The organism is Pandoraea sp. NE5, assembly GCF_024363545.1.
Taxonomy (GTDB): domain Bacteria; phylum Pseudomonadota; class Gammaproteobacteria; order Burkholderiales; family Burkholderiaceae; genus Pandoraea; species Pandoraea cepalis.
In genome coordinates this window covers 4,686,770-4,698,992 of sequence record NZ_AP025517.1, presented here as the reverse complement: position 1 = coordinate 4,698,992, position 12,223 = coordinate 4,686,770, and the positions used below count along the sequence as shown (strand labels likewise).

Below are 12,223 nucleotides of genomic sequence, written 5' to 3'. Positions count from 1 at the left end.
ATTGCATCGTGCCGGCCCTGAAAATGACGACATGGCGCGGCCTTGCCGCCCCGGGGCCGTCAGAAATCGAACGCGAGATTGGCGGGCGCCGAGAGTCGGGTTCGACGCGTGGCCGCCAGCGTGGCACCTGTTACCGGGGCGAGCGCGGCCCCTTCCAGCGAGAGCAAGGCGAGCTTGCGCTCGACGCCGCTGGCGTAGCCGGTGAGGGTGCCGTCTGCGCCGATCACGCGGTGGCAGGGCACGATGATCGCAATCGGATTTCGGCCGTTCGCGGCACCGACCGCGCGCGATTTGTTGAGGTCGCCCAACGCGTGCGCGAGGTCGCCGTAGCTGCGTGTCTCGCCAAACGGAATGCGTTGCAGTTCGGCCCAGACGCCTTGCTGAAACGGCGTGCCCTGCGCCGCCAGCGCCAGATCGAAGGTGCGTCGTCCTTCGTGAAAATACTCGTCGAGCTGGCGCTTCGCGTCACGCAGGACCGCGACGTCGGCGCCATCGCGGCGCGTGTCGCCCGCTGGCGGAAAATACTTCTGATGCGAGAAATACACGCCGGTGAGGGCGTCGCCGTTGGCGACGAGCAGCATGTCGCCCAGCGGGCTGTCGTAATACGTTTCGTAGTGGGTCATGCGCACACCTCCTGCAAAGTCTCGACCGGCTGGCCCGCCGGTCCCTGTGCTGCCGCGCGCCAGACGTGCAGCGCGGCATACGCTCGCCATGGCGCCCATTGTGCCGCCCGCGCGGCGACGGCGCGCCCGTCGGCCGCGCCAAGCGCCTGACGCAGCACCAGATCGTCGACGGGCATTGCATCGGGAGAGCCCAGCGCACGCATGGCGATGTATTGCGCTGTCCAGGGGCCGATGCCCTTGATCGCGAGCAGAGCCGCCATTGTGGCGTCCAGGGGCGCGAGGGGATCCAGCCGCAAGCGGCCATCGACGATCACCTGCGCCACCCCGTGAATGGCGGCGATGCGACTCCGAATGATACCGGCTTCGCCGAGGGCGTCGGGGCGCACGGCGAGGAGTTGCGCGGCGCTCGGGAACGTGTGCGTCAGACCGTGCGCTGGGGTGGGCAGGGGCGTGCCGAAGCGTTGCGCGAGCCGGCCGAGCAGGCGTCGGGCGCCTTTGACGGTGATCTGCTGGCCGACGATGGCGCGCACGGCGATCTCGAAACCATCGACCGCCCCCGGGACGCGCAGGCCGGGCGTCGCCGCGGCGAGTGGGCCGAGGTGAGCGTCGATTACGTCCGGGCGCGCGCCGAGATCGAACAAATGTCGAAGCTTGGCCAGCACCTGCGGCACGCTGCCGGCCAGCGTGGGCGGCAATGTCACCTGAAGCGCATGGCGATCCGGTAGCGGGGTGACGCGACACCAGCCCGTGGCCGTCTGCCCGTCCTGGCGTTCGAGGCTCAGCGTGCGGGTATAGACGTCGCCCTCGCGCCGCTCGACGCCTTCGATGGCACGGTTGCCGAGAAAATCGAGCAGGGCGTGCCAGGCAAAGGGCGGTCGATAAGCGAGCTGGAACACGAGATCGCTGTCGGGAAGGGCATCGTGGCGCGCGTTCAGGCGCAGCCGGCCGGGGGCGAAGCCGTAGCGGGTCTTGAAGAGACCGTTGAAGCGTCGAACGCTGCCGAAGCCGGCGGCGAGGGCGACGTCGGTCACGGGCATGGCCGTATCGGTGAGCAGGCGCTTGGCCAGCAGAAGTCGTTGCGTCTGCGCGTACTCGACTGGGGAGACGCCGAATTCGTCCGCAAAGATGCGGCGCAGATGGCGTTCCGTGATGCCGATTCGGGCCGCGAGGGCGGGGAGGCTGGCGTGATTGAGGAAGCCTTCGTCGATCATGGCGGCTGCGGCGTCGGCGAGTTCGCGGGTGGCGTCGAAACGCGCGAGGCCAGGCGCGAGTTCGGGACGGCATTTCAGGCACGGACGAAAGCCAGCCTTCTCTGCGGCGGCGGCGCTGCCATGGAACGAGCAATTTTCAAAGCGGGGTGTGCGCACGTTGCACACCGGCCGGCAGTAGATGCCGGTCGACGACACGCCGACGAAGAACCAGCCGTCGAAGCGCCGGTCGCGAGCGCTGACGGCCTTGTAGCAGACTTCGGGATCGAGGGGCATGGACATGGGGCGGCGTGGGTCCGGCGGCAAGAGGGCAGAGACTATGCCCGCCACTCTACGCGCGAGGCGCATGAGGCGCCAGTCATTTTCGGACATGACAGCCACACATCCTCCCAACAAGACAAAACCCGGCACGAGGCCGGGTTTTGCAGTCTGCCGGGCAACGAATCGTTACCCGGCAGCGTGGGTCATGACAGCGTGGCTGATCAGGCAGCGGCCAACAACTGACGCAGCACGAACGGCAGAATGCCGCCATGCTTGTAGTAATCCACTTCGATCGGCGTGTCGATACGCAGCAGGACTTGCACCTTTTGCGTGTCGCCGTTCTTGCGATGGATCACCAGCGTGACGTCCTGTTGCGGCTTGATATCGGCCGACAGACCTTCGATGTCATACGTTTCTTCGCCCGTGATGCCCAGCGACTGGGCGCTGTCCGACCCCTTGAACTGCAGAGGCAGCACGCCCATGCCGACCAGGTTCGAGCGATGGATACGCTCGAACGAGCGCGCGATGACCGCCTTCACGCCCAGCAGTTGCGTGCCCTTGGCCGCCCAGTCACGCGACGAACCCGTACCGTACTCTTCGCCACCGAACACCACCGTCGGGGTGTTCTCGCCGACATACTTCATCGCAGCGTCGTAGATCGACAACTGTTCGCCGCTCGGCTGGTGAATCGTCAGGCCGCCTTCCACGCGCGAGCCGTCGGCCTGCACCGGGATCATCAGGTTCTTGATGCGCACGTTGGCGAACGTGCCGCGCATCATCACTTCGTGGTTACCACGACGCGAGCCGTAGCTGTTGAAATCGGCCTTGAGCACGCCGTTTTCGAGCAGCCACTTGCCTGCCGGCGAGCTTTCCTTGATGGAGCCGGCCGGGCTGATGTGGTCGGTCGTGACCGAGTCGCCGAACACGCCCAGCGCGCGCGCGCCATGGATCGGCTTGATGTCGGCGTTCGGCTCCATCGTGAAGCCTTCGAAGAACGGCGGCTCGGCGATGTACGTCGAACCCGGCCAATCGTAGACCTGGCCCTTCGAACCCTTGACCTTGGCCCACAGCGGGCTCGGATCCTTCACCGTGTCGTAGTTCGCCTTGAAGGTCTTCGCGTTCATCGCGAACTTCATCAGCTTCTGGACTTCTTCGCTGGTCGGCCAAATGTCGCCCAGGAAGATCTCCTTTCCGCCACGGCCCTTGCCGACCGGCTCGGTCATCAGGTCGCGCGTGACGTTGCCGGCGATGGCGTAGGCCACGACCAGCGGCGGCGACGCCAGGAAGTTGGCGCGGATGTTCGGGTGAATGCGCGCTTCGAAGTTACGGTTGCCCGACAGTACGGCGGCGGCAACCATGTCGTTCTTCACGATCACGTCGTTCAGCTCGGCCGTCAGATCGCCAGCGTTACCGATACAGGTCGTGCAGCCGTAGGCCGTCACGCCAAAACCCAACTTCTCGAGGTACGGCAGCAGGCCGGCCGCTTCGAGGTACTCGGTCACCACGCGGCTTCCCGGGGCGAGCGACGTCTTGATGTGCGGTGCGACCTTCAGGCCGGCTTCCACCGCCTTCTTGGCCAGCAGGCCGGCCGCGAGCAGCACGCTCGGGTTCGACGTGTTCGTGCATGACGTGATCGCCGCGATCAGCACGTCGCCGTTGTTCACGTCGATGCCGCCAGCGGTCTTGTAGGTCGTATCGAACTGCGCTTCGGTCTTGTTGAAACCGTTCTCGGCGACCGGCTTCGTGAACAGGTCCTTGAACGTCGACTTCACGTTGCCGATTTCGATGCGGTCCTGCGGACGCTTCGGACCGGCCAGCGACGGTGCCACCGTGCCCAGATCCAGCGACAGCGTCTTCGTGTAGTCGATGTCGTTCTTCTTCGGAACGCCGAACAGCTTCTGGGCCTTGAAGTACGATTCGAAGGCGTCGATTTCCGACTTCGTGCGACCCGTGCCCTTGAAGTAGTCGATCGTCTTTTCGTCGACCGGGAAGAAGCCCATCGTGGCGCCATATTCCGGTGCCATATTGGCGATGGTGGCGCGGTCCGGCAGCGCCAGGCTCGTCGTGCCTTCGCCGAAGAATTCGACGAACTTGCCGACGACCTTCTCGCGGCGCAGCATTTCCGTGATCGTCAGCACCAGATCGGTGGCGGTCACGCCTTCGCGCAGACGGCCCGTCAGCTCCACACCGACAACGTCAGGCGTGAGGAAGTACACCGGTTGACCCAGCATGCCGGCTTCGGCTTCGATGCCGCCCACGCCCCAGCCCACCACGCCGATACCGTTGATCATGGTCGTGTGGCTGTCGGTACCGACCAGGGTGTCCGGGTAGAACACGTGGTCCTTCTTGTGCACGCCACGGGCGAGGTACTCCAGGTTCACCTGGTGCACGATGCCATAGCCCGGTTGCACGACGCCGAATGTGTCGAACGCCTGCATCCCCCACTTCATGAACTGATAGCGTTCGTTGTTGCGCTGGAATTCCAGCTTCATGTTCAGGTCGAGCGCCTTCTTCTCGCGGAAGTGATCGATCGTGACCGAGTGGTCAACCACCAGATCCACGGGCACGAGCGGCTCGATGCGCTTCGGGTTCTTGCCCTGGCGCTCGGCAACGTTACGCATCGCGGCCAGGTCGGCCAGCAGCGGTACACCCGTGAAATCCTGCAGCACAACGCGTGCCACGACGAACGGGATTTCGTCGACGCGCTCGGCATTCGGCTTCCAGTTGGCCAGTTGCTGGACGTGCGCCTCGGTGACCTTCTTGCCGTCGCAATTGCGCAGCACCGACTCGAGCACGATGCGGATCGACACCGGCAGGCGTTCGACGTTCACACCCAGGGCTTTACCCAGTTGGGGCAGCGAGTAGAACTTGCCTTTCTTGTCGCCGCCGAGCTTGAACTCTTTAAGCGTTTTGTGGAGGTTGTGGGCCATGATCTTTCCTTGAGTGATACAGAAAAACGAAGCGGTGGTAATGCCATTCGATGAAACCCGGCATCGCAGGGGCGCCGGCGTGGGCGCCCGTGTCGATGCCGGTACGGCGAGCGACCGGCGTAACCGGTACGCCGGGGACTGCATGTCATGCCGAGGCGGCAACAGGAAAGCGGCCGGCGCCTCGAGCGATCGATGTCAACCGAGCGTGGCTCAGTTGGTCACATTGATCAGTTGAACCGATTGCGTCGGGGCGAGCTTGTCGTGCTCCGCCATTTCGCGCGTCAAACACTCGTCGGCCAGTCGGCTGCCGCCATCACGGTGCGTGAACAGCATGGCCTTGGCCGGAATCACCACCAGATCCAAACCGCTGGCGGCGTCGTAAAAACGGTCTGCGCCGGTCGTCGTCTGCTGACGCGGCAGCTTGTAGTTGCGACCTTCCCAGAACATGGTGAGCACCTGGTCGCGCTTCATGTCGCCCTTGATAAAGAGCTTCTCGTTTTCCTTGCAGCTCCACAGTTCCGAACCGTCCACCGGTTGCACCGGCGCAGCGGCAACGGTCGCCTTCTTCTTGGCCGGCGCGTGCTTGAGCTTCTTCTTCGGTGCGGCCTTCTTGGCCGTCGTCTTGCTGGCCGGTTCAGTGGCAAACGCGGCGGGCACGATGGCGGCAGAGCAAAGGGCGACCAACACGGTCAGGCAAAGCTTCTTCATGGTGAATCTCCAAACAATAGGTAAGGTGCGACAAAAACGCAGATTATCGTACGAAGTTTGCGTTGGTCGGCGTCACCATACAAATTTTTTCAATTCCTTCCTGCCACGCGCCATCGGCGTCGGCGGTAGGGACCGGCGTCGTTGAACGGGGTGTTGCAGTGCGGAATTCGAGAGGGTGCGGCGCCGGACGGCGCTCGCGCGTGAAGCCGTTGTCGAGCGAGGACATGACGGGTGTCGGGCGGGATGCTTGGCGAAGCCAACGCCGGGAATCATGCGGCGCGCTCGCTGCGGGCATTGCGCGCTCACCGGTCGTCCGGTGTGGCGCGCGGGGTGCGGCAGTCAGGCGTGGCATTGGCTTGGCCAAGAAATCGCTCGGTGTTGCGTGACGTCGTGCCGGGGTCATAGCGCGATAGATGGCGCGGACCGTTGCGCAAAATGTCGTCACTGGGCTGCGGACGTTAAAGCCGTTCCGTCGATCGCGGGAGTTGCGCCGGCAGTGGGGGTAAGCCGCCGGCGCAGTTTCGGCCCCCGACGACGCTTATGACGGCGTCCGGGGTCGAGTCCCTGGGGGATTAGCCCAGCAGATGTGCCACGCCAGCGCGCTCTTCTTCGAGTTCGTTGAGCGTGAAGTTCATCTTTTCGCGCGAATAGGCGTCGATCTCGAGGCCTTCCACGCGCTTGTACTTGCCGTTTTCGCAGATCACCGGCACGCCGTAGATCACGTCTTGCGGAATGCCGTACGAGCCGTCCGACGGGATACCCATCGTGACCCACTTGCCGTTCGAGCCCAGCACCCAGTCATGGATGTGGTCGATGGCCGCGTTGGCTGCCGAAGCGGCCGACGACAGGCCACGGGCTTCGATGATGGCGGCGCCGCGCTTGCCGACCGTGGGCAGGAACACGTCGTTGTTCCACACGTCGTCGTTGATCATCGACTTGACGCTCTGGCCGTCGATCGTGGCGAAGCGGTAGTCGGCGTACATCGTCGGCGAGTGGTTGCCCCACACGGCCAGCTTCTCGATGCTCGCGACCGGCTTGCCGGTCTTGGCGGCGAGTTGCGAGAGGGCGCGATTGTGGTCCAGGCGCAGCATCGCGGTGAAGTTTTCCTTCGGCAGGTTCGGTGCCGACTTCATGGCGATATAGGCGTTGGTGTTGGCCGGGTTGCCGACGACCAGCACCTTGACGTCACGCTTGGCGACTTCATCCAGGGCCTTGCCCTGCACCGTGAAGATTGCGCCATTGGCTTCGAGCAGATCCTTGCGCTCCATGCCCTTCGAGCGCGGACGGGCACCCACCAGCAGGGCGACGTCGGCATCCTTGAAGGCGACCTTGGGGTCGTCGGTCACAACCACGCCGGCGAGCAGCGGGAATGCGCAATCTTCCAGCTCCATCACAACGCCCTTGACGGCGGCTTGAGCTTGCGGGAGGTCGAGCAGTTGCAGGATGACGGGCTGATCCTTGCCGAGCATGTCGCCATTGGCGATGCGGAACAGCAGGGAGTAGCCGATTTGGCCAGCGGCGCCGGTGACGGCGACACGCATTGCGGGTTTTGCCATGAGAATCTCTCCAGACGTGTACAAATTCCTGCGAAGCTCGGAGTAAGCTCGCCGTCCGGGTGGCATTTTCGCCAGGCTGACAGCGCCGCGTCACACAAAGCCCCTAAAATTCCTTGACCTACGGAAGCTTGCGGGCTGCGGGGTCGACTGCCGTGAATAAGTGCGAAGCGACGAACTCTCTTATAAGATAGCTGTGCTGCGTCTGCAGGCCCCTGTTAGCCCGCGCCAGTGTAGGAGTCACCACAACGAATGTCAACTGTATCTTATGTCTTATATAAGACATAGGATTATTGCTGTTATTCGATAGACGAAGGTCTTGATTTGTGGTCAAATCGCCGCCATGAATGCGAATGTTCGCGACACATCCAACCCCACGACGCCTGTCGATGCTCCGCAGCGACCGGACAGCGCGCGTGACGCCGCACCGGCCTCCCAGGCCCCGCAGAGTGCGGCTTCGGCAGGGGCGTCGCCGACCTTCAGCCCGCTGTACCAGCAGATCAAGGGGCTCATTACCCAGGGTCTGCAAGCCGGCGAATGGAAGCCCGGCGAAATCATTCCCAGCGAAGTCGAGCTGGCCGCCCGTTTCAAGGTGAGCCAGGGAACGGTGCGCAAAGCCATCGACGAGCTGGCTGCAGAAAACCTGCTTGTGCGCCGTCAGGGGCGCGGCACGTTCGTCGCGACCCATCACGAGGACCGGGTGCAGTTCCGGTTTCTGCGACTCGCGCCCGATTCGGGCGAACCCCATCACCCGCCCAGCCGCCTGATCGAGTGCCGCCGTATGCGTGCACCGGCGGAAATCGCGCGCCAGCTCGATTTGCGCGCAGGCGATGGCGTCATTCTGATCCGCCGCATGATGGATTTCTCGGACCGTCCCACGGTGCTCGACGAAATCTGGTTGCCGGGCGCACTTTTCCGCGGCTTGACGGCGGAAAGGCTGAATGAATACAAGGGGCCGATGTACGGCCTGTTCGAAGATGAATTCGGCACACGCATGATTCGCGCCGTGGAAAAAGTTCGCGCCGTGGCCGCGGACGACATGACCGCCGATCTGCTCAAGGTGCCGAAGGGGTTCCCGCTGTTGAGCGTCGAGCGCGTTTCCTACACTTATGGGGACAAGCCGGTGGAAGTGCGCCGGGGCTGGTACGTGACGACGGAACATCATTACCAGAACGAATTGAGTTGACGCATTGAGAGGGTGGTGACTTCCCGGGGGCGAGCTGGCGTCGTGGCCGGTGAGTGCCTGAAAGTCGAGCATGAGAGGCGGCGGAGTGCGTGCTGCCGGCAGGAATTTCCGGAGCATTGGAACCGGTATGGTGCAACGCACTAGAATCGGCGCTAAAATCTGGGGCTGATGTAACTACATGGGGTCTAGCATGGCTGAAGTGGTAAAAAAAGAGCGGCCAGTCTACAGGAATATCGGTATTGGACAGATTGTCTCGTACCGTCTCCCGCTGGCTGGGATCGTGTCCATTCTGCACCGTATTAGCGGTGTGATCTTGTTCCTTCTGTTGCCGTTCGCGCTTTATTTGTTCGAACAGAGCCTCACGTCGGAACTCAGCTTCGACGTTCTGCGAAGCATCGCCTCCAACTGGTTTGTCAAACTTGTCATCCTGGCACTGTCGTGGGGCTTCCTGCAGCACTTCTGCGCCGGCGTGCGCCATCTGCGCATGGACTTCAATCACGACGCCGTGAGCAAGGAAGGCGGCAAGAATTCGGCCGTGGTCGTGCTGGTCGTGTCGCTGGTGCTGACGCTGGCCGTCGCCCTCAAGCTGTTCGGAGCGTTCTAAGATGGCACAGAACAATATCGGTTCGAAGCGTCTGGTCGTCGGCGCCCACTACGGCCTGCGCGACTGGATGGCGCAGCGTCTGACCGCGGTCATCATGGCCGTGTACACCGTGATCCTGCTGGTGTGGTTCTTCACCGCCAAGGATTTCTCCTACGAAGGCTGGGCAAGCATCTTCTCGCATCAGTGGATGAAGCTGGCGACGTTCGTCACGCTGCTCGCGGTGTTCTATCACGCGTGGGTCGGTGTGCGCGACATCTGGATGGACTACGTCAAGCCGGTCGGTGTGCGACTGGCGCTGTACACGTTGACGATCGTCTGGCTGCTGGCGTGTGCTGGCTATGCCGCGCAGATTCTGTGGAGAGTGTAAAGAATGGCTGCAATTAAAAATTCGCTGCCGCGCCGCCGCTTTGACGTTGTCATCGTGGGCGCAGGTGGTTCGGGCATGCGCGCGTCGCTGCAACTGGCCAAGGCCGGTCTGTCGGTCGCCGTGCTGTCCAAGGTGTTCCCCACCCGTTCGCATACCGTGGCCGCTCAGGGCGGCATTGGCGCCTCGCTCGGCAACATGAGCGAAGATAACTGGCACTACCACTTCTACGACACCATCAAGGGCTCCGACTGGCTCGGCGACCAGGATGCGATCGAGTTCATGTGCCGTCAGGCGCCGAACGCCGTCTACGAATTGGAACACTTCGGCATGCCGTTCGACCGTAACGCGGACGGCACGATCTACCAGCGCCCGTTCGGCGGTCACACGGCCAATTACGGCGAGAAGCCGGTCCAGCGCGCTTGCGCGGCCGCCGACCGTACCGGTCACGCGCTGCTGCACACGCTGTATCAACAGAACGTGGCCGCCAAGACGCACTTCTTCGTGGAGTGGATGGCGCTCGACCTGATTCGCAACGAAGACGGCGACGTGCTCGGTGTGTCGGCGCTCGAACTCGAAACCGGCGAAGTCTACCTGCTCGAAGCCAAGTGCACGCTGTTCGCGACCGGCGGTGCCGGCCGTGTGTACGCCGCCTCGACCAACGCGTTCATCAACACCGGTGATGGTCTTGGCATGGCCGCGCGTGCGGGCATTCCGCTCGAAGACATGGAATTCTGGCAATTCCACCCGACTGGCGTGGCCGGTGCGGGCGTGCTGATTACCGAAGGCGTGCGCGGTGAGGGCGGTATTCTGCGCAACTCGAACGGCGAGCGCTTCATGGAGCGCTATGCCCCGACGCTGAAGGATCTGGCGCCGCGTGACTTCGTGTCGCGCTCGATGGACCAGGAAATCAAGGAAGGCCGTGGCTGCGGCCCGAACGGCGACTACGTGCTGCTCGACCTCTCGCACATCGGTGCCGAGACGATCATGAAGCGCCTGCCGTCGATTCGCGAAATCGCCCTGAAGTTCGCTAACGTCGACGCGATCAAGGAACCGATCCCCGTCGTGCCGACCATCCACTACCAGATGGGTGGCATTCCGACGAACTACAACGGCCAGGTTGTCGTGCAGCAGAACGGCGAATCGACCCCGGTCAACGGCTTCTACGCCGTGGGCGAGTGCTCCTGCGTGTCTGTCCACGGTGCCAACCGTCTGGGCACGAACTCGCTGCTCGACCTCGTGGTGTTCGGCCGCGCGGCCGGTAACCACATCGTCGACTTCGTGAAGAACCACGGCGAGCACAAGCCGCTGCCCGCCGATGCCGGCGACAACGCCATGGCGCGTCTGGGCCGTCTGGAAGCCTCCAGCACGGGCGAGTACGCACAGGACATCGCCAACGACATCCGCGCGACGATGCAGAAGCACGCCGGCGTGTTCCGTACGTCCGACCTGCTCAAGGAAGGCGTGGACGAGATCAAGCAAGTGGCCGAGCGCGTGTCGCACGTTCACCTGAAGGACAAGTCGAAGGTGTTCAACACGGCGCGCATGGAAGCGCTGGAAGTGGACAACCTGATCGAAGTGGCCAAGGCCACCATGATCGCAGCCGAAGCCCGCAAGGAAAGCCGTGGCGCGCACGCGCACAGCGATTATCCGGAGCGTGACGACGCCAACTGGATGCGCCACTCGCTGTTCTTCAGCGAAGGCAACCGTCTGGATTACAAGCCGGTGCAGTTGAAGCCGCTGACCGTCGACTCGGTTCCGCCCAAGGCGCGGACGTTCTAAGGGATTCGCAAGATCATGAAACGTATTTTTGAAGTCTACCGCTACGATCCGGACAAGGATGCCGCACCGTACATGCAGACCTACGAGGTCGAACTCGACGGTCATGAGCGCATGCTGCTCGACGCCCTGGTCAAGCTCAAGAAGCTCGATGAAGGCATCGCGTTCCGCCGCTCGTGCCGCGAAGGCGTGTGCGGTTCGGATGCGATGAACATCAACGGCAAGAACGGTCTGGCCTGCCTGACCAACATGAACGATCTGCCGAACAAGATCGTGCTGAAGCCGCTGCCGGGGCTGCCCGTCATTCGCGATCTGATCGTCGACATGACGCACTTCTTCAACCAGTACCACTCGATCAAGCCGTACCTGATCAACCCTGAGCCGGCACCGGAGAAAGAGCGTCTGCAGTCGCCCGAACAGCGCGATGAGCTCGATGGTCTGTACGAATGCATTCTGTGCGCGTCGTGCTCCACGTCGTGCCCGAGCTTCTGGTGGAACCCGGACAAGTTCGTCGGTCCGGCCGGTCTTCTGCAGGCGTACCGCTTTATTGCGGATAGCCGCGACACGGCCACCGGCGAGCGTCTGGACAACCTGGAAGATCCGTACCGCCTGTTCCGCTGCCACACGATCATGAACTGCGTGGATGTGTGCCCGAAGGGTTTGAACCCGACGAAGGCCATCGGCAAGATCAAGGAGCTGATGGTGCGTCGCGCCGTCTGACCTAGCGATCATGCCGGATACCAATCACCAGTCCGATCCGGTCAAACGTGCCCGCCTGCGTTGGCGGGCACGCCGCGGTTTGCTGGAAAACGACCTCATTCTCGAACGCTTCTTCGCGAAGTACGAAGCCTCGATGACCGACGAGGATGTGGGCGCCCTCACCAGGTTGCTCGATTTGAGCGACAACGATTTGATGGATCTGCTGCTAGCGCGTAAAGAGCCCGACGCGGATCTGGACGGGCCGGACGTGCAGCGCCTGCTGGCGCTTTTGCGTGCCGTGTAGGGGT

12 protein-coding genes are annotated in these 12,223 nt (G+C 63.1%); 6 read left to right on the top strand and 6 right to left on the bottom strand.

The genetic code is table 11. The features are described from left to right. Positions 1-59: 59 nt before the first annotated feature. The 6 genes from PanNE5_RS21240 to PanNE5_RS21215 all read right to left on the bottom strand — a co-directional run bounded on the left by PanNE5_RS21240 (position 60) and on the right by PanNE5_RS21215 (position 7,286). Complete coding sequence (locus PanNE5_RS21240) at positions 60-623, bottom strand: methylated-DNA--[protein]-cysteine S-methyltransferase (protein ID WP_017233046.1); 564 nt, start codon at positions 621-623, stop codon at positions 60-62. Further along, complete coding sequence (locus PanNE5_RS21235; protein ID WP_261939885.1) at positions 620-2,107, bottom strand: DNA-3-methyladenine glycosylase 2 family protein; 1,488 nt, start codon at positions 2,105-2,107, stop codon at positions 620-622. The genes PanNE5_RS21240 and PanNE5_RS21235 overlap by 4 nt, the downstream gene beginning before the upstream one ends. A 206-nt stretch (positions 2,108-2,313) precedes the next feature. Then, positions 2,314-5,022, bottom strand: coding sequence for an aconitate hydratase AcnA (gene acnA, locus PanNE5_RS21230; RefSeq protein ID WP_261938763.1), 2,709 nt, complete (start codon positions 5,020-5,022; stop codon positions 2,314-2,316). Between the two features lie 210 nt (positions 5,023-5,232). Then, entirely contained in the window at positions 5,233-5,730 is a 498-nt protein-coding gene (locus PanNE5_RS21225; protein ID WP_017233049.1) for a hypothetical protein, read from the bottom strand. A gap of 43 nt (positions 5,731-5,773) precedes the next feature. Further along, positions 5,774-5,956, bottom strand: coding sequence for a hypothetical protein (locus PanNE5_RS21220; protein WP_261938762.1), 183 nt, complete (start codon positions 5,954-5,956; stop codon positions 5,774-5,776). A gap of 346 nt (positions 5,957-6,302) precedes the next feature. Further along, the gene (locus PanNE5_RS21215; protein WP_026131780.1) at positions 6,303-7,286 is read right to left on the bottom strand and encodes a malate dehydrogenase; all 984 of its coding nucleotides are present in this window, start codon (positions 7,284-7,286) and stop codon (positions 6,303-6,305) included. 340 nt (positions 7,287-7,626) lie between these two features. Here PanNE5_RS21215 and PanNE5_RS21210 point away from each other — a divergent pair, with 340 nt between their 5' ends. The 6 genes from PanNE5_RS21210 (at position 7,627) to PanNE5_RS21185 (ending at position 12,219) form a co-directional block, all read left to right on the top strand. Beyond that, positions 7,627-8,469, top strand: coding sequence for a UTRA domain-containing protein (locus PanNE5_RS21210; protein WP_017233052.1), 843 nt, complete (start codon positions 7,627-7,629; stop codon positions 8,467-8,469). Positions 8,470-8,659: 190 nt separating this feature from the next. Continuing rightward, positions 8,660-9,073, top strand: a complete 414-nt coding sequence (gene sdhC, locus PanNE5_RS21205; RefSeq protein WP_026131781.1) for a succinate dehydrogenase, cytochrome b556 subunit — start codon at positions 8,660-8,662, stop codon at positions 9,071-9,073. A gap of 1 nt (position 9,074) precedes the next feature. Then, a complete protein-coding gene (gene sdhD, locus PanNE5_RS21200) occupies positions 9,075-9,440 on the top strand; it encodes a succinate dehydrogenase, hydrophobic membrane anchor protein (RefSeq protein WP_017233054.1) in 366 nt (121 codons plus the stop codon). 3 nt (positions 9,441-9,443) lie between these two features. Further along, positions 9,444-11,219, top strand: a complete 1,776-nt coding sequence (gene sdhA / locus PanNE5_RS21195; protein ID WP_017233055.1) for a succinate dehydrogenase flavoprotein subunit — start codon at positions 9,444-9,446, stop codon at positions 11,217-11,219. A 12-nt stretch (positions 11,220-11,231) separates the two neighbouring features. Continuing rightward, entirely contained in the window at positions 11,232-11,936 is a 705-nt protein-coding gene (locus PanNE5_RS21190) for a succinate dehydrogenase iron-sulfur subunit (RefSeq protein ID WP_026131782.1), read from the top strand. 10 nt (positions 11,937-11,946) lie between these two features. Beyond that, the gene (locus PanNE5_RS21185) at positions 11,947-12,219 is read left to right on the top strand and encodes a succinate dehydrogenase assembly factor 2 (RefSeq protein ID WP_150563035.1); all 273 of its coding nucleotides are present in this window, start codon (positions 11,947-11,949) and stop codon (positions 12,217-12,219) included. Positions 12,220-12,223 lie beyond the last annotated feature (4 nt).

Bases quoted from the DNA above. Each gene is read 5' to 3' on its own strand.
- PanNE5_RS21240 (WP_017233046.1), bottom strand. From the start codon at position 623: ATGACCCACTACGAAACGTATTACGACAGCCCGCTGGGCGACATGCTG.
- PanNE5_RS21235 (WP_261939885.1), bottom strand. From the start codon at position 2,107: ATGCCCCTCGATCCCGAAGTCTGCTACAAGGCCGTCAGCGCTCGCGAC.
- acnA (WP_261938763.1), bottom strand. From the start codon at position 5,022: ATGGCCCACAACCTCCACAAAACGCTTAAAGAGTTCAAGCTCGGCGGC.
- PanNE5_RS21225 (WP_017233049.1), bottom strand. From the start codon at position 5,730: ATGAAGAAGCTTTGCCTGACCGTGTTGGTCGCCCTTTGCTCTGCCGCC.
- PanNE5_RS21220 (WP_261938762.1), bottom strand. From the start codon at position 5,956: ATGTCCTCGCTCGACAACGGCTTCACGCGCGAGCGCCGTCCGGCGCCG.
- PanNE5_RS21215 (WP_026131780.1), bottom strand. From the start codon at position 7,286: ATGGCAAAACCCGCAATGCGTGTCGCCGTCACCGGCGCCGCTGGCCAA.
- PanNE5_RS21210 (WP_017233052.1), top strand. From the start codon at position 7,627: ATGAATGCGAATGTTCGCGACACATCCAACCCCACGACGCCTGTCGAT.
- sdhC (WP_026131781.1), top strand. From the start codon at position 8,660: ATGGCTGAAGTGGTAAAAAAAGAGCGGCCAGTCTACAGGAATATCGGT.
- sdhD (WP_017233054.1), top strand. From the start codon at position 9,075: ATGGCACAGAACAATATCGGTTCGAAGCGTCTGGTCGTCGGCGCCCAC.
- sdhA (WP_017233055.1), top strand. From the start codon at position 9,444: ATGGCTGCAATTAAAAATTCGCTGCCGCGCCGCCGCTTTGACGTTGTC.
- PanNE5_RS21185 (WP_150563035.1), top strand. From the start codon at position 11,947: ATGCCGGATACCAATCACCAGTCCGATCCGGTCAAACGTGCCCGCCTG.